We start from the raw sequence: 16672 nt of genomic DNA on the forward strand, positions 1-16672 counted from the left end.
AAGACCCTCTTGAGATATAACGTGAACGTGAGCACTCGACACGGTAGCTACGGATTTGACGCACCGTGGGCCCTCGGCGGACTGCTCTTCGGGGCGATCGTCCTGCTGGCTCTCGCGGCGGTCTCCTTCGTGCTGGACATCCCCGCCGCCGGGATCGCCTTCGCCTTCGGCGGGCTCTACACGCTGGCCAGCGCGGCCAGCTACCTCTACACCACGCGCCGGGGCAAGTTCGCCGTCTGGGCCGAGCTGCTGGAGCCGCTCGAAGGCGGTGAGCGGGTGCTCGACCTCGGCTGCGGGCGCGGCGCGGTGCTGCTGGCCGCCGCCGCCCGGCTCACCTCCGGACGGGCCGCCGGCGTCGACCTGTGGAGCTCGAAGGACCAGTCGGGCAACGCCGCGGCCGTCACCCTGGCCAACGCCGCGGCCGAAGGCGTCGCCGACCGGATCGACCTGGTCACGGGCGACATGCGCGACCTGCCGTTCGAGGACGGCGCGTTCGACGTCGTCGTGTCGAGCCTGGCGATCCACAACATCCCCGCCGCCGAAGGCCGCCGGCAGGCCATCGGGGAGGCCCATCGGGTGCTGCGGCCCGGCGGGCTCATGCTGATCGCCGACTTCCGGTACGCGCCCGACTACGAGGACGCCCTGCGCGACCTGGGCGTGATCGACATCCGCCGGCGCGACCTGGGCGCCCGCCTGTGGTACGGCGGCCCCTGGTTCGGCACCACCCTGGTCGAGGCCAGAAAACCTGCCTTGTAGGGAACGTTTGCCGTCCGTTTACCGGGTACCCAAGTGCCCTTATGAGCGACGTGGATACCGGCACGGTAACTACCAAGGTGCCCGCACGGCTGGACCGCCTGCCGTGGTCCCGCTGGCACTGGATGATCGTCATCGGTCTCGGCACGGTATGGGTGCTCGACGGGTTGGAGGTCACCATCGTCGGCAACCTGTCCGGGCAGCTGGCCAAGCCCGGCAGCGGCCTGGACATCACCCAGGCGCAGGTCGCCGGCCTCGCCGCGGCCCTCTACGTGGCCGGGGCCTGCGTGGGGGCGCTGTTCTTCGGCTGGCTGACCGACAGGTTCGGCAGGAAGAAGCTGTTCCTGCTGACGCTCGTGGTCTACCTCGCGGCGACGCTGATGACCGCCCTGTCCTTCGACGCCTGGTGGTTCTTCCTGTTCCGCTTCATGACCGGTTTCGGCATCGGCGGCGAGTACGCGGCCATCAACTCGGCCATCGACGAGCTGATCCCGAGCCACCACCGGGGACGCATCGACATCATCATCAACGGCAGCTACTGGCTCGGCGCGGCGGGCGGCGCCCTGCTGACCGTGCCGCTGCTGAACGACCTGCCGGTCAACATCGGCTGGCGGGTGGCGTTCGGGCTGGGCGTGGTGCTCGGCCTGGCCATCCTGCTGGTACGCAGGAACGTCCCGGAGAGCCCCCGCTGGCTGTTCATCCACGGACGCGACCGCGAGGCCGAGCAGATCGTGGACGACATCGAACGACAGATCGGCCGGGACCTGCCCGAGCCGCAGGAGTCGATGACCATCCACCAGCGCAGGTCGATCGGCTTCCTGAAGATCGCGCACACGATGGTCGCGCTCTACCCCAAGCGCACGGTGCTCGGGTTGTCGCTCTTCATCGGCCAGGCGTTCCTCTACAACGCGATCACCTTCGGCTACGCCCAGATCCTGACCACGTTCTTCAAGATCGACTCGCACACGGGCTACTACTTCGCGATCATCGCGGTCGGCAACTTCCTCGGCCCGCTGCTGCTCGGCAGGCTCTTCGACACCGTCGGCCGGGTTCCCATGATCTCGGCCACCTACATCGGCTCCGGGGTGCTGCTGCTCGGCACCGCCTGGCTGTTCAACCAGGGCGCGCTGACCGCGATGACGCTGACCCTCTGCTGGTCGGTGGTGCTCTTCGTGGCCTCGGCGGGGGCCAGCGCGGCGTACCTGACGGTGAGCGAGATCTTCCCCATGGAGACCAGGGCGATGGCCATCGCGTTCTTCTTCGCCATCGGCACGGCCGCCGGCGGCATCGCCGGCCCGCTCGTGTTCGCCTCGCTGGTGGAGAGCGGCGCGCCGGGCGACACGGCGCTGGCGTTCTCGATCGGCGCGATCGTGATGATCGTCGCGGGGCTGGTCGAGCTGGCCTTCGGGGTCAAGGCCGAGCGCAAGGGGCTGGAGGAGATCGCCGCGCCGCTCACCGCCGCGCGGGCCGCATGACGCGCAGCACCTGGGTGCTGTCGGCCAGGTACAGGTGCGGCACGTCCACGAACACCCGCATCGGCCCGCGGTCCAGGTCCAGGTCGCGGGCCATGGACGCGTGCACCTCGGCGAGCGGCAGGTAGTTGAGGTAGCTGGTGAAGGCGTTCTGTGAGCGGAAGGTCGCGGTCATGGCGAGCGCGCCGTCCCGGATCCGGAACGCCACGCCGATCAGGCAGGGCACCGCGTCGTACGGCTCGCCGGGGATGGTCAGCGAGATCCACGCGCTCTTGCTGTACGGCTTGACCCGCAGCAGGTCGGCCGCCCAGGCGAGCTGCCCCCTGATCCGGGCGCCGTAGCTGTACTTGAACGGCGGCACGATCGTGTCCTCGCTGAACTTCCTGCTGTAGAGGGCCAGCCGCTCGGCGTCGCCGTACCGCGCGATGATCGGGTCGTCGCCCCGCACCTCGGCGATCTCGAACAGCACGGACGGGGCCTCGATCACGGGGCCGCGGTCGTCGTCGGCGAGTGTGCCCGCCGTCCAGACATGTCGCATCATCCACATCCACGCCTCCCCACATGACGCCCATAACGCAGGGCCGGGCATTCAGGTCTCCTGATCCGGGTACTCGTAGGGGTCGCGCGGGCGCCGGCGCCGCCTGGTCACGTTGCAGCGCACGTAGTAGACGGCGTAGTGGACCAGCGTGACCAGGAGGATGCCGAAGGCGAGCAGGAGCAGGTTGGGCGCCTGCCCGCACAGGCCGGTCAGGCCCACCGTCAGGTAGGTCGAGTTCGCCAGCGCCAGGGTCGTCACGTTGATCCCGGGCCAGGCCAGCGGCGCGTACGTCTCCGGGAAGCGGGGGTCGATCGGCAGGTTCGGGCTCCAGCCGAGCCGGTCCTTGAGCCTGGTGGCGTACAGCAGGCGGAAGTTGTTGATCGCGCGGGCCGTCCTGGCGTGCGCGCGGACCGCCTCGATCAGCCGCAGGAACGGCAGCACGCTGAGCACCCCGAACGCCGTGACCAGGGCGAACAGGTACCACGGCACGCGCTGCCAGTCCGTGAGACTTTGCGGGTCCACCACCTTGGCGCTGGTCAGGGCGATGGCCGCCAGGAACGGCCCGGACAACAGGCTCATGGCGAGCCTGGTCATCTTCAGCCGTTCTTCCTTCGCGGCCAGGTGGACCGCGTAGATGCCGGTGAAGTCCACGGCGGCGAGCTGGAGGAAGTGACTGGACTCAAGCCCGTCGTCCCGGATCATCATGCGAGGGGGGATCTTTCGCATGTGCGCTCCTGTAGTGCGTGACTCCAGTATTAGCGCGATTCGCCGGGTTGTGGAGGCGATTTCTACCAATTGTTCCAACAAATCTCAACTGACGCTCGTCAACTGCGACGACACCCCCGCGACGTGGTCGATGTAGGCCGTCGGGAGGCCGTACAGCAGGGCCGCGATCTCGCTGTCGTGGATCACCGGGAGGGCGGCCAGCGCGTCCGAGGCCAGGCCGCGGCAGAACTCCAGCGTGTTGGCCACCAGGTCGCCCGCGCGCAGCCGGCGCAGCGCCTCGTCCACCTGCTCGTCGCTCATGTCGCGGCCGAGCAGGTCGCCGAGGTCGGTGCCGGACAGGAGCAGCGGCAGGCTGTAGACGCCCTGCCGCAGGTCGTTGCCGGCCGGCTTGCCGAGCTGGGCGCTGGAGGCGGTCAGGTCGAGCAGGTCGTCCAGCACCTGGAAGATCAGCCCGAACTTCTCGCCGTACGCCGCCACGCGCGCCCGGTCCTCGGTCGAAGCCCGCGCGCAGACGGCCGCCGCCAGGCAGCCGGCCCGGAACAGCGCGGCGGTCTTGCCGGTGATCGAACGCAGCGCGCTCTCCCTGGTCCTGGCCGGGTTGAACAGGTCGCTCGTCTCCAGGTACTGGCCCTCGGCCAGCTCCACCACGGTGGCCGCGAGCACCTCGGCGACCGGCCTGGACACTGCGGTGATGGCCGCCAGCCCCGCCCTGGCCAGCATGAAGTCGCCGATCACCAGGGCCTTGCCGTCGCCCAGCTCGGCATTGAGCGTACGGATGCCGCGCCGCTCGGTCGCCCGGTCCATGAGGTCGTCGTGCACGAGTGAGCCGGCGTGGATCAGCTCGACGCACGCGGCGGCCGTGACCACCCGGCGGTCGGGGGCCTTGCCGAGGGCGAGCGAGGTCGCCAGCGTCAGCGCCGGACGCAACCGCTTGCCGCCGGCGCTGACGATCCGACCGGCGCCCGCGTTGATCCCCGGCAGCGCCGACGAGCCGCTGAGCCGCCTGATCCTGGCCTCCACCTTGCGCAGACCTTGGGCGACGGCCGGGCTGTTCACGAGTTGCTCCATGGGGCCAAGCCTGCTCCCGCGTCGCTGTGCCGCTCCTGAGAGACGCTGAGGACGCTCTCAGCCCTTGACCCTGACATCGTGTGAGCGGGTACGAAAGGATGTCCCCCGGGCCTAGGAGGACATCATGGGAATGGCGGAGCGGGTCGAGGCGGTCCTGAAGGCCGGCACGGCGCCCAATCTGCACGCGGTCGTGGTCATGCGCGGCGGCGAGGTCGTCGTCGAGCACTACGGCGCGGGCGTCGACCAGCGGATCACCGAGGAGCCCCGGCACGTCGTGTTCGACCGCGACACGCCGCACGACGTGCGGTCGGTCACCAAGAGCGTGGTCGCGCTGCTGTACGGCGTGGCCCTGCGCGACGGGCTGGTGCCGCCGCCGGACGCGAGGCTGGTGGAGCAGTTCCCCGAATATCCGGATCTGGTGGCTGATCCGGCCCGGGCGCACCTCACCGTCGCGCACGCGCTCACCATGACGCTCGGGATCGACTGGAACGAGGACCTGCCGTACACGAGCCCGGCCAACAGCGAGATCGCGATGGAGCTCGCCCCTGACCGGTACCGGTTCGTCCTGGAACGCCCGGTGGTCGAGGAGGCCGGGAAGCGGTGGCGGTACTGCGGCGGCGCCTCGGCCCTGCTCGGCGGGCTCATCGCGCGGGGCGCCGGCGAACCGCTGGCGGAGTACGCCGCCAAGGCGCTGTTCGAGCCGCTCGGCATCACCAGAACCGAGTGGGTCAAGGGCACGGACGGCGTGGCGATGGCCGCGGCCGGGCTGCGGCTGCGGCCCCTCGACCTGGCCGCGCTCGGCCGGCTGGTGCTCGGCGGCGGGCTGGGCATCGTCCCCGAGCAGTGGGTGCGCGAGATGACGCGGCCGCGCGTCGTCATCGACGGCGACTTCCGCTACGGCTACCAGTGGTACGTCAGCACCGGCGACCGGCCGTGGACCGAGGCGATCGGGAACGGCGGCCAGCGGCTGCTCGTGCTGCCCGGCGAGGAACTGGTCGTCGCGGTGACGGCCGGCGACTACAACGCCGAGCAGGTCAGCGCCACGGCCGTGCTGGACGCCGTCCTGGACCGCTGAGCCGCTCACGGCACCAGCAGGACGCGGCCCGTGACCGCTCACGGCACCAGCAGGACGCGGCCCGTGACCGCGCGCGACTCCAGGAGCCGGTGGGCCTTCGCCGCCTCGGCCAGCGGCAGGGTCTCGTGGACGACTGGGCGGCTGCGTCCCGAGCCGAGCCGGGCCAGCATCTCGGGATAGTGCGTGCCGAACACCTGGCCGGCCCAGCCGGGGCCGCTGCAGCCGACGACGGTCACGCCGCGTTCCATCAGGTCGGCGGCCGTGACGGCGGCGGGCTCGCCGCTCAGCATGCCGTAGAACAACATCCGTCCGGTGCCGGGCACGAGCCGGTCGAGCACCCGCCGGGCCGACGCGCCGCCGATCGACTCGAAGGCCACGTCGACGTCCGGCAGCGCGTCCGGCCAGCCGGGGTCGCCGTGGTCCAGGACCTGGTCGGCGCCCAGGTCGAGGGCCCGCTGCCGCTTGGCGGGCGAGCCCGCGGTGGCGATCACCCGGGCCGCCCCGAACTCCTTGGCGTGCGCCACGACGTAGCCGCCGACCGCGCTGGCGCCCGCCTCGACCAGCACGGTCTCCCCGCCGCCGAGCCCCGCCCGGTGCAGCAGGGTGAGGGCGATCGCGCCGGGCGCGGCCCCGGCCAGGGCCTCCAGGGGCGGCACGTCCTCGGGGACGGGGCAGGTCAGGGCGGCGGGCATGGCCACGTACTCCGCGTAGGCGCCGAGGCCGCCGGTCACCCCCACGCGCACGGTGCCGAGCAGGCCGTCGTCCACGCCCTCGCCGAGCTCGACGACCTCGCCGACCGCCTCCGCGCCGGGCACGACGGGCAGCGGCAGCGGGAACGGCAGCGCGCCGGAGCGGATCTGCGTCTCGGCGTAGCTGACGCCGATCGCCCGCGCGCGGAGGAGGACCTGGCCGGCCTCGGGGCGCGGGCGGGGCAGGTCCACCGGCCGCAGGGTCTCGGGGCCGCCGATGGCGTCGAGCTGGATGGCACGCATGGTTGTCCCGTCTCTATGTGAACCGTTGGTCCAGTTAATATATGGACCGCTGGTCAAGTTTGTCGATGGGCAACAATGACCGGATGGAACGTCAAGAGCGGGCCGACGCCGCGCGCAACAGGCGGGCGATCCTGCGGGCGGCGGAGGAACTGCTTCGCCGCCACCCGCCCGAGCAGGTCTCCGTCGAGCGCGTGGCGGTGGCCGCCGGCGTGGGCAAGGGGACGGTGTTCCACCGGTTCGGCAGCCGTACGGGGCTGATGCGGGAGCTGATGAGCGAGCGGGCCCGCGAGCTGGACAAGGCGGTGGCCGAGGGCCCGCCGCCGCTCGGCCCCGGAGCGCCGCCCGTCGAGCGGCTGGTCGCCTTCCTGGGCGCGGTGGCCGAGCTGGCGGCGCGCAACGGCAACCTGGTGGCGGCGCACGAGCACGCGGTCGCGACCAGCAGATCCGAGCCCCGGGAGACCAACCCGATCTACACCGGCTGGCACCGGCACGTCACCGCGCTGATCACCGAGGGCCGCCCCGACGTGGACGCGGACGAGATCGCGCACCTGCTGCTCGGGTCCCTGCACATGGAGCCGATCGCGAGCCGGTTGCGGGCGGGGGACAGCGCGCGGCTCGCCCGCAGCTTCGCCGCCCTGGCCGAGGGCCTGCTCGGCAGGCCCGCCCGCTAGGCGCCCCGGCCGCCGCCCGACCGGCACAGAGCTGTCGGACGGCCTGGCGTGCAACACTTCGCGCACCTTCGCGATAACCCCGTGAGAGGCGAGAACGCGAACGGGGGTGACGAGGGTCCATGCCGGGGCGTCGAGCCAGCCGGAGGGCCGCCGCCCTGGCCGTTGCCGCGGTGGGGATGGCCGCGCTGTCCGCCCTGCTGACGAACTTCGCCACCGCCGGCCCCCCGCCGGAGCCGTTCGCCTCCCGCCCCTGGCTGACCTACGTGGCGCTGGCGGCCGTCACCGTGATCAGCGCGACGCTGGCGGTCCGCCTGCTGGCGACCGGGGAGCGGTCCCCGGCCGAGGACGGTGACCCGCCGGCGTCGAAGGCCCGTGCCCGCGCGTTGGACGACGTGCGCCGCGAGGCGTCGGAACGCCTGGAGCTCGGACTCCCGCCCCTGCGCCTGCGTTTCCGCGAGGCCCCGGAGCTGGTGCTCGCACCGGTGGAGGACGCCGGGCACCGGGCGCTTCGGCCACGGCCGGAGGCGGAGGTCGTCTCGGTGTTCGACGACCTTCGCGGGTCGATGCTGCTGGTCGGCGCGCCGGGAGCGGGCAAGACCACGGAGCTGCACCGCCTGGCGCTGGCCCTTGCCGAGCGGGCCGAGCGGGCCGAGCCCGAGGACCGGGAGCCGGTTCCGATCGTGCTGGCCCTGGCCAGCCATTCCGGGCTGCGCGGCGACGTCTGGCCCCGCCGCCGGCTGCCGGCCGTGCCGTGGTCGCGATGGCTGCGGCGGCTCTCCGGCTGGTCCCGGGGGTGGCGGCTGCGGAGGGAGGAGCGCAACAGCCGGCAGCGGCCCGCCGAACCGCCGGCGCTGACGGTGGAGGACCTGAAGGAGTGGATCGCGCGGGCCGCGCGGGCCCGCTACAAGATCCCGGCCGGCGTCACCAAGCGCTGGCTGGCCGACGGCGCTCTGGTGCTGCTGCTCGACGGCCTGGACGAGATCCCTCCCGAGGAACGGGAGGTGATGGTGCGACTGGTCAACGAACTGCACGCGGGTGATGCCGCTCCACCCGTGGTCGTGACCTGCCGCAGCGGCGAGTACGAGGGCCTGGACACGCGCCTGCGCCTGGAGGGCGCCGTCCGCATCGAAGCGCTGACCATCGAGGAGGTGCGTGCCTACGCGGAGGCGGGCGACGAGCGCTTCGAAGCGCTGCGTGCGTTGTTGCGGCGGGACAGCGACCTCGGCGCGCTGGTGACCACGCCCCTGTGGTTGCAGATCGCCGCCGACGCGAGCACCGGCGGCTCCGCCGCCGGACTGCCGGGCCGCGCGCTGCCCGGCGAGCTCCTGGCCCTGTACGAGCAGGCCATGATCGCCTCACGTCCGTCGCCGCGCATGCCGCCGGCCAGGGCGCGCCGCTCACTGCGCCGGCTCGCGGCCGTGGACGGGGAGGACGATCTGCGCACGGTGTACCGCTGGATCGTCCCGTCCCCCGAGGCGAGGGCTCTGACGCTGCTGCACGGTCTGCCCTGGGCGGGAGCGGCCCTGGCGGCGGTCGGCCTGGCACTGCCGCTGGCACGGCACCTGGGCAGCGCCGTGGGCGGCGTGGCCTACTTCGCCGCGATCGCCGTGCTGGTGGGCGCGTCCCGGGAGGTCTTCGCCGGGCTGCCGTACGCGCCCGGCTCACCGTCGGCGGGGATGCGGCACCTGATCGCGGTGCACGCGGCCGGCGCGGCGCTGGGGGTCACCTCGGGCGGCGTGCTGTGGCTGGCATCGTGGGGGTTGACCGAGCTGGCACGCCCGCTGCCCGCGCCCGTCCACTGGTTGTTGATGCTGTCGGCCCTGCTGGCGGCGGCGGGGTGGAAGGTGGTCGCCTCACCCACGCCGGCGGGCAGGGCCGTGGCGGGCGTCATCCTGGCGAGCCTGGTGACGGCGTGCTTCCTGCTGCCCGCCCCGCCCATGTCCTATGTGGAGATCTACGCGGTCCTGCTGGTGGCGTTCCTGGCCATGATGGTCCTCGTCGCCGCGGTCATCCTGCTCGTCCCGCCGGCCGGTGCGGGGGAGAGGGACGGCCCTGGGCGCGCCGCCGATCCTTTCCCCGAGGCGGTGACCAGCCGGAGCATCCTGCAGAACGCGGTGACCAAGCGGGTCGCGGTGCTGACCGCGGCGGCGGGCGCGGCGCTGATCCTGACGACGGATGCCGGCGACTTCGACGGAGAGACCGCACTGTGGTCGCTCGCGATCCTGGCGCTGGCCGCCTCCTGGCTCGCTCCGATCGCGATGACCGAGCCGAGGCCCTTGCTCAGAGCCCTGCATCACCTGATCATGCGGATCGCGTTGCCGCTCGGCGGCTGGCTGCCGTGGCGACTGATGCCGGTCCTGCGCTTCGGCGCCGAGCGCGACCTGCTGGTCGGCACGCTGGGCCAGTACCGGTTCCGCCATCCGCTGATCAAGGAGCATTTCGCCGGCGCGCTCGATCGGCGGGCCGCCGAGGACGCGGCCGGCTACCCGGCCGATCACGCGCTGCTGGCCGCCCGGGTCCGCGACCTCCTGGCGGGGCGGGAGCGGCTAGGGATGCTCGTGACGCCGCGCTCACCGGGGCGGAGGCCCGGCGAGCTGATCCCCGTGGGCGACCTGCCGACCCGGCTGGAGGCGCAGACGCTGCTGGTCGGGCCGCCCGATGGCGGCGGCCGGATCGTCCTGGCCGAACTGGCCGCCGCCCTCCTGCACCCCGCCGACGCCGCGCCCCCGGACGCCGCGGTGCCGGGCGGGTTGCCCGTCCTGGTGGATGTCGGCTCCTGGAGGCCGACGCCGGAATGGAGGCGGGGCGAGAGGGCGGGCAATCCGCTGGTGGCCTGGCTGGCGGCGCGCATCGCCGCCGACCACCGGATCCCGCGCGACATGGCCGGCCGGTGGCTGCGCGCCGGACGCCCGGCCCTGCTCATCGACGGCCTGGCCACGTTGTCCGAGCGACGCCGCAAGGCGCTGCTGGCCCTCCTCGCCGACCTGTGCGAGCGGTACGAGCTGAGCTACGCCGCCCTGTCGGCCACGGTCGTCAGGGGGCCGGCGGCGTTCGCCATCCTGCCGCTGCCCGGCCCGGTCCGTGCCGCCCACCTCACGCCGGAGCTGCTTGCCGTCGCCGCCCGCGACACCGGCGTGTGGGAGCTGCTGATCCGGCCGGACTGGCTGCTGCCGATTGCCCGGGGCGCAGGCCGGCATCCGGCGCGCTACGGCTTCCTGGCCGGTTTCGTGGCCCAGGGCCTGGCCCGCCGTCCCGGTGACGATCCCGTGCGGACGCTGCGCTCCTTGTCCCTGGCCGCCCGCGCGCCCTTCCTGTCGATCGCGCTGTCGCCGGTCAGAGCCGACCTGGTCCGGCGTCTTTGCCTGCCGGTCGTGTACGTCGCCGCGGTGCTCACCGGGCTGGGGCTGCCCCTGGCACACCGCTACGGATGGCCGGCGGCGGCCACCTGGACGCCCCTGGCGGCGCTGGCCGCCTGGCTGACGACCGCCTCCATGCTCCGGCCGCGGTCGCGCTGTCCGATCGGCACGGCGGGCCGGTGGCGGCGGATCGTGTACGGCCTGTGCGGCGTGCCGCTGGGAGTGGCGGTGGGCCTGCTGGTGGCGCCTTTGGCGCAGGGACTGGGGGTCGCGATCCCGGCCGTGACCGGGTTCCTCACGGGCGAACCCGATGTCGTCGCGCCCCTCCTGAACGTCTTCCGCACGGCCTTCGCGGCCCTCGGCTGGACGACCGCGGAGATCTCCGCCTGGACCGGCCCGGATCTTCGCGTGCTGGTCATGCTGCTGTACTGGGTCTTGGTCCAGGACTACGCCGACCTCTTCCCCGGCCGACGGAAGGATCTCGGCGCCCAACTGGCGGTGCGCCTGCTGCTGCTGGGCGCGGCCTTCCTGGTGTTCGACGGGACGTCTCCGGCGCAGCTCACGGGCACATTTTGGTGGGGTGTGGCGTTCGGCGCGTTCATGGTGCTGCCCGCTCTGTGGCTCAGGCTGGCCGAGGGCGAGCAGTCCGGAGCGTCGGACCGGCCGCGGGTGAACCGGTCCGTGCTCGCGGCGCTCCTCACGATCCCCCTGCTCGCCGGGGCCGTCGAGCTGGGGCTGCTGCCTGCCGTGCCCGGTCATGTGCGCCTGCTGCTCCTGGGCGTCCCGGTCGGCGGAGTCGTGGCGCCGGTGCTGATGGCCCCGGTCATCCTTGTCGGCGACATGATGACGGGGGGTCTACCGTGGGTGCTGTGGTTCCGGTCCAACCGGTTCGTGGCCGCGATGCACGCGGAAGGGCTGGACCTGAGCAATCCGCCGATCCACGCGTTCGTGCGGCGCATCGATCCGGACGAGGGGCTGCCGCCGCCGGACGGGCACGACACCGCCGTTCGGGAGCAGCTGATCGCGAGTGTGCGGGCCGGACTGCGGCAGGCGCCCGCCGATCCCGGCCTGGTACGGCGCTTCGACGCCGCCGGCGGCGCCCTCACCCTCACCGGCACGCGGCACGACGGGCACCAGGCGCTGTACGCGCTCGGCGCCGAGCTGCTACGGCGTGCCGAAGCCGAGCCCACCGCCCCCGTACCCGTCCTGCTGGCGCCGCGCGCCTTCCCGCACAGCGGCCCCGCGCGCCGCCGGGTCACGTCCTGGGTCGCGGGACAGTTGGCCCGCGAGCACGGCATGGACGTGGAGACCGCGATCCGGTGGCTGGGCGAGAAGCGGCTCGCGCTCCTGATCGACCTGGGCCCGTGGACGCCGATCCGCCTGCGGCGCCGGCTGCGGCTGGTCACCGAATGCGTCACGGCGCTCGACCTGCCGTACGCGCTGACCGCGGAGGCGGCCCCGCGCCGGCGACTCGGCTCACGCGAGCGGGGCCTTCGGAGGGCCCGCGGGCGGGACGGTCAGAGGGGGAGGGTGGTGGCGGCGGTGTGGAAGGCGGCGACGGCCGCGCGGACCGCCGGATGGTCGCCGTAGCCGCGGCGGAAGGCCGCGCGCGTGCGGCGGCTCAGGGGCAGGCGGGTCAGCGGGACGCCGTCCGGCGGGGTGAGCGCCGCCAGCCGGGGCACGAGCGCGACGCCCTGACCCGCGGCGGCGAAGGCGAGCACGGTGTCGAAGTCGTCGATGTGGTGCCGGACCCGGGGTTCGAACCCGGCCGCCTGGCAGGCCCTGATCGCCATGGTGTGGCAGAGCGTGCCCGGCTTGCCCATGATCCACGGGTCGTCGCGGGCGTCGAGGACGCGGGCCCGGACGGTCAGGTACATCGGCTCGGTGAACAGCGGCTCGGTCTCGATGGAGGCGTCGGTGACCGGGGGCACGAAGTCGTACTCGTGCACGAGGGCGACGTCGAGCTCGCCCGCCCGCAGCGCCGCCGAGACGTCGGCGGGGTCGATCTCGGCCACCATCGGCTCCAGCCCCGGACAGTCCGCGGCCAGGAGGGCGAGCGCGGGCGGCAGCAGTACGCGGGTGGCCGTCGGGAACGCGCCGATCCGCAGCGGGCCCGACGGCCCGCCCCGGGCGGCGGCGAGCGCGGCCGAGGCGCGTTCGAGCTGTTCCAGGACGGCCTGCGCGTGCTCGACCAGCAGCAGCCCGGCCGGGGTGAGCGTGACCGTGCGCCCGGTACGTTCCAGCAGCGGCACGCCCGCCTCCCGTTCGAGGGCGCTGAGCTGCTGCGAGACCGCCGAGGGGGTGAACGTGACCGCCTCGGCCACGGCGGTGATCGTGCCGCGTCTGGCCAGCTCGCGGAGCAGGTGGAGCTTGCGTGGGTCGAGCATAAGTTCATCTTAAGCTTGAACGAAGAAATCCGAACTGGACCTAACAGGTCGGCGGGCGGCAGGCTCGAAGCATGCTGAGAGGAATCCACGTACCGCTGGTCACGCCGTTCACGTCGTTGGGGGAGGTGGCCGCCGACGCGGTCGAGAAGCTCGCCCGGCAGATGCTCGACGAGGGCGCGGCCGGGCTGGTGGCGCTGGGCACGACGGCCGAGGTGGCCGCCCTCGACCCCGGCGAGCGGGCCCTGGTGGTCGAGACCTGCGCGCGCGTGTGCGCCGAGCGCCGGGCACTGCTCACCGTCGGCGTGACCGGGAACGACACCCGCACGACCGCCGCCGCGCTGCGCGAACTGCCCGCCGGGGTGGACGCGGCCCTGGTGACCGTGCCGTACTTCCTGCGGCCCGGCGAGCGCGGCGTGATCGCGCACTTCAAGGCGCTGGCCGAGGCGTCACCCGTGCCGCTGGTGATCTACCACATTCCCTACCGGACCGGGCAGGCCGTGGGTGCCGCGACGCTGCGGGCCATCGGGGAGCACCCGAACATCGCGGGCGTCAAGTACGCCGCCGGCGGCATCGACCAGGACACGGTGGACCTGCTCGCGGACCTGCCCGACGGCTTCGAGGTGCTGGGCGGCGACGACGCGTTCGTCTCGCCGCTGCTCGCGCTCGGCGCCACCGGCGGCATCCTGGCCTCGGCGCACGTGCTGACCAGGAGCTTCGTCGAGCTGGTCGACGCCTGGCTGGCCGGGGACGTGGCCACCGCGCGCCCGCTCGGGCACCGGCTGGCCCAGGTCTCCCGCGCGCTCTTCGCCGAGCCCAACCCGACCGTGATCAAGGGCGTCCTGCACGCCAGGGGCCTGATCCCGACGCCGGACGTGCGGCTGCCGCTGCTGCCCGCCTCCGCCGCCGCGGTGTCACAGGCCGACCTGGTGGCGGTACATCCAGGCCAGTGACTCCTGGCTCGCGCTCCGCTTCAGGAACATCGGCAGCATCAGGTCGCGGAGGACCCGGCCGACCGGGCCCGCGGCCTTGCTGTTGCTGATCGTCCTGGAGTAGGCCACCACCCGCTCGACCCTGGGCCGCCGCTCGGCCTCGAACCGCTCGAACGCCGCCGGCCGCCTGAAGGGCCATCGCCGTGACGGGACCGCCGATGCCGCAGCCTATGAACAGAGCCTTCATGCTGGTATCCTTTCGTTCGGCCGAACGAAATATATGAGCACGGGTGGCGGGATGTCCAGGGATACTTCGGAGCATCGAAAGAAATTGTTGGACGAACTGGTCGAGGCGGGCCGGGAGAGCAGCAACGCCGCGGTCATGTACCACAGCGCCATGGGCGAGCGGCTGGGCCTGGGGATGACCGAGGAGAAGACGCTCGACCTGCTCCAGCGCCTCGGGCCGCTGACCGCCGGGGAGCTGTCCCAGCACACGGGCCTCGCCCCGGCCTCCGTCAGCGGGCTGATCGACCGGCTGGAGGCCAAATGGCTGGTCCGCCGGGTGCGCGACACCAAGGACCGGCGCCGGGTCATCGTCGAGATCAACTGGGAGCGGCTGGCCGGCTTCGGCGAGCTGTTCGAGCCGTTCGTGGCCGCGATGTCCGGCCTGTACGACCGCTACACCGACGACGAGCTGGCCCTGATCGTCGACTTCCTCCGGCGGTCCACGGCCCTGCAACGGGAGGCCACCGCGTCGCTGCGCACCGAATAAGGGGCTGTACACAATCCCGTTTCTGGGCTACGGTGTCCGGCGCTATGGGTTACTGCTTCCTGTGATTCTCACGCCCGAGGCGCGCACGCGTTGAGCCGACCGCTCCGCCGCGCCTCGTACCGGTCATATCCGCGTTGAGACAAGGAGGTGGAGCCTCTATGCGTACCGCTGCCCAATTGGCGCTGAACGAGATCACCAAGCGTTACGACACCCGCGTCGTCCTGGACCGGGTGTCGCTCACCGTCCGGCCCGGCGAGAAGGCCGGGGTGATCGGCGACAACGGCTCGGGCAAGTCCACGCTGCTCAGGCTCATGGCGGGCGTCGAACGTCCGGACAACGGCGAGCTGACCGTGACCGCGCCCGGCGGCGTGGGGCACCTGCCGCAGTCGCTGGAGCTGCCGGCGCACGCCACCGTGGCCGACGTCGTCGATCTGGCCCTGGCCGAGCTGCGCGAGATCGAGGCGCGCATGCGCGCGCTCGCCGGCACCGACCTGGACGCCTACGCCGCCGCCGTCGCCGAGTTCGAGGCGCGCGGCGGCTACGAGGCCGACACCCGGGTGGACGTCGCGCTGCACGGCCTGGGCCTGCCCGGCCTGGACCGGAGCCGCCCGGTCGCGACGATGTCGGGCGGCGAGCGGTCCAGGCTCGCCCTGGCCGCGACGCTGGCCGCCGCCCCGGAGCTGCTGCTGCTCGACGAGCCGACCAACGACCTGGACGACCAGGCCGTCGCCTGGCTCGAACAGCACCTGCGCGAGCACCGCGGCACGGTCGTCGCGATCAGCCACGACCGCGCGTTCCTCGACCGGGTCACCACGGTGATCCTGGAGGTCTCCGACGGGCGGGTGCGCCGCTACGGCGACGGCTACTCGGGCTACCTCGCGGCCAAGGCCGCCGAACGGGCCGCGCACGTGCGGGCCCACGAGGAGTGGCGGTCCGAGCTGGCCCGGCACGCCGGGCTGGTGGCGGCCAACGCGGGGCGGCTGGCGGCCATCCCGCGCGCGATGGTGCAGGCCGGGATGGGCACCGGCGCATGGCGGGCGCGGTCGCGTACGCACGGCGCCGCCGGGCGCGTCCGGCAGTCGCGCGCGCGGATGCGGTGGCTCGAAGAGCACCCGGTCCCGCCGCCCCCCGTGCCACTCCGCTTCACCGCCGCCATCACCGCCCCGCCCCCCGCCGACGTGCACCTGCCGGAACATCCCGACGTGGTCGTCCCGGCCGATGTGCGTCTGCCGGAACGCCTCCAGGGCGGGGCCGATGCGGGCGGGGTGGGGCCGCGGTCCATGGTGGTCGTGCTCGACGGGGTGCGGGTGGCGGGGCGGTTGCGGATCGACGGGCTCGCCGTACGGCGGGGGGAGCGGCTGCTCGTCACCGGGCCGAACGGCGCGGGCAAGACCACGCTCATGCGGGTGCTGGCCGGCGAGCTGCGTCCCGACGCGGGGACCGTACGCCGGACCGGACGGGCCGGCCTGCTGCGCCAGGAGGAACGGGCGGCCCGGCTGGACCGCACCGTCCTCGCGGCCTTCGCCGAGGGGCGGCCGGGCAGCCCGGACGAGCACGCCGACCGGCTGCTCGGCCTGGGCCTGTTCCGTCCGGACGACCTGCGGCGGCGGCTGGCCGACCTCTCGTACGGGCAGCGCCGCCGGGTCGAGCTGGCCCGCCTGGTCACCGACCCGGTGGACCTGCTGCTCCTCGACGAGCCGACCAACCACCTGTCGCCGATGCTGGTGGAGCAGCTCGAGGAGGCGCTGGCTCACTACGAGGGCGCGCTGGTGGTCGTCACCCACGACCGCCGCCTGCGCGCCGCCTTCACCGGCACCCACCTGGAGCTCACCCCGGCCCCGCCCAGCGACCGGACCCGCTGACGTTCGGGCCCGCTCCGCTCAGGGAACGGGCCCGTGACGTCCGGACCCGCTCCGCTCAGGGAACGGGCCCG

14 protein-coding genes are annotated in these 16672 nt (G+C 73.2%); 8 read left to right on the forward strand and 6 right to left on the reverse strand.

Going from position 1 to position 16672, the window contains the following annotated elements:
* Window positions 1–27 precede the first annotated feature (27 nt).
* Both AB0J76_RS04890 and AB0J76_RS04895 read left to right on the forward strand, forming a co-directional pair.
* Window positions 28–756 (forward strand): class I SAM-dependent methyltransferase, encoded by a 729-nt coding sequence (locus AB0J76_RS04890; protein ID WP_352318363.1) that lies wholly within the window; start codon window positions 28–30, stop codon window positions 754–756.
* Between the two features lie 41 nt (window positions 757–797).
* A complete protein-coding gene (locus AB0J76_RS04895; RefSeq protein ID WP_352318361.1) occupies window positions 798–2228 on the forward strand; it encodes an MFS transporter in 1431 nt (476 codons plus the stop codon).
* Here the strand turns inward: AB0J76_RS04895 and AB0J76_RS04900 are convergent.
* The 3 genes from AB0J76_RS04900 to AB0J76_RS04910 form a co-directional block, all read right to left on the reverse strand.
* Window positions 2206–2766: a hypothetical protein gene (locus tag AB0J76_RS04900; protein ID WP_352318359.1), complete on the reverse strand. Its 561-nt coding sequence runs from the start codon at window positions 2764–2766 to the stop codon at window positions 2206–2208. The genes AB0J76_RS04895 and AB0J76_RS04900 overlap by 23 nt on opposite strands.
* 48 nt (window positions 2767–2814) lie before the next feature.
* Window positions 2815–3489 (reverse strand): hypothetical protein, encoded by a 675-nt coding sequence (locus AB0J76_RS04905; RefSeq protein WP_352318357.1) that lies wholly within the window; start codon window positions 3487–3489, stop codon window positions 2815–2817.
* A gap of 84 nt (window positions 3490–3573) precedes the next feature.
* Window positions 3574–4557 (reverse strand): polyprenyl synthetase family protein, encoded by a 984-nt coding sequence (locus tag AB0J76_RS04910; RefSeq protein WP_352318356.1) that lies wholly within the window; start codon window positions 4555–4557, stop codon window positions 3574–3576.
* 124 nt (window positions 4558–4681) lie between these two features.
* Between AB0J76_RS04910 and AB0J76_RS04915 the strand changes: the two genes are divergently transcribed.
* Window positions 4682–5632, forward strand: a complete 951-nt coding sequence (locus AB0J76_RS04915; RefSeq protein ID WP_352318355.1) for a serine hydrolase — start codon at window positions 4682–4684, stop codon at window positions 5630–5632.
* A 38-nt stretch (window positions 5633–5670) separates the two neighbouring features.
* Here AB0J76_RS04915 and AB0J76_RS04920 read toward each other — a convergent pair whose 3' ends face one another.
* Window positions 5671–6624 carry a zinc-binding dehydrogenase gene (locus AB0J76_RS04920; protein WP_352318354.1) on the reverse strand — a complete coding sequence of 318 codons (954 nt, stop codon included), beginning with the start codon at window positions 6622–6624 and terminating at the stop codon, window positions 5671–5673.
* 83 nt (window positions 6625–6707) lie between these two features.
* Between AB0J76_RS04920 and AB0J76_RS04925 the strand changes: the two genes are divergently transcribed.
* The gene (locus tag AB0J76_RS04925; protein ID WP_352318352.1) at window positions 6708–7295 is read left to right on the forward strand and encodes a helix-turn-helix domain-containing protein; all 588 of its coding nucleotides are present in this window, start codon (window positions 6708–6710) and stop codon (window positions 7293–7295) included.
* Window positions 7296–7414: 119 nt separating this feature from the next.
* Window positions 7415–12241: a hypothetical protein gene (locus AB0J76_RS04930; protein WP_352318350.1), complete on the forward strand. Its 4827-nt coding sequence runs from the start codon at window positions 7415–7417 to the stop codon at window positions 12239–12241.
* On the opposite strand, the gene AB0J76_RS04935 is transcribed toward AB0J76_RS04930, so the two are convergent.
* Complete coding sequence (locus AB0J76_RS04935; protein ID WP_352318348.1) at window positions 12169–13038, reverse strand: LysR family transcriptional regulator; 870 nt, start codon at window positions 13036–13038, stop codon at window positions 12169–12171. The genes AB0J76_RS04930 and AB0J76_RS04935 overlap by 73 nt on opposite strands.
* A 71-nt stretch (window positions 13039–13109) precedes the next feature.
* On the opposite strand from AB0J76_RS04935, the gene AB0J76_RS04940 reads away from it, so the two are divergent.
* Window positions 13110–13988 carry a 4-hydroxy-tetrahydrodipicolinate synthase gene (locus AB0J76_RS04940; RefSeq protein WP_352318347.1) on the forward strand — a complete coding sequence of 293 codons (879 nt, stop codon included), beginning with the start codon at window positions 13110–13112 and terminating at the stop codon, window positions 13986–13988.
* Here the strand turns inward: AB0J76_RS04940 and AB0J76_RS04945 are convergent.
* The gene (locus tag AB0J76_RS04945; protein WP_352318346.1) at window positions 13950–14099 is read right to left on the reverse strand and encodes a hypothetical protein; all 150 of its coding nucleotides are present in this window, start codon (window positions 14097–14099) and stop codon (window positions 13950–13952) included. The genes AB0J76_RS04940 and AB0J76_RS04945 overlap by 39 nt on opposite strands.
* A gap of 199 nt (window positions 14100–14298) precedes the next feature.
* On the opposite strand from AB0J76_RS04945, the gene AB0J76_RS04950 reads away from it, so the two are divergent.
* Together AB0J76_RS04950 and AB0J76_RS04955 are read left to right on the forward strand one after the other, a co-directional pair.
* Entirely contained in the window at window positions 14299–14739 is a 441-nt protein-coding gene (locus tag AB0J76_RS04950) for a MarR family transcriptional regulator (RefSeq protein ID WP_352318344.1), read from the forward strand.
* A 158-nt stretch (window positions 14740–14897) separates the two neighbouring features.
* Entirely contained in the window at window positions 14898–16601 is a 1704-nt protein-coding gene (locus tag AB0J76_RS04955; RefSeq protein ID WP_352318343.1) for an ABC-F family ATP-binding cassette domain-containing protein, read from the forward strand.
* The last annotated feature ends 71 nt before the right edge of the window (window positions 16602–16672 follow it).

Origin of the sequence: Nonomuraea sp. NPDC049624, assembly GCF_040675255.1 — a bacterium.
Classification (GTDB): Bacteria; Actinomycetota; Actinomycetes; order Streptosporangiales; family Streptosporangiaceae; genus Nonomuraea.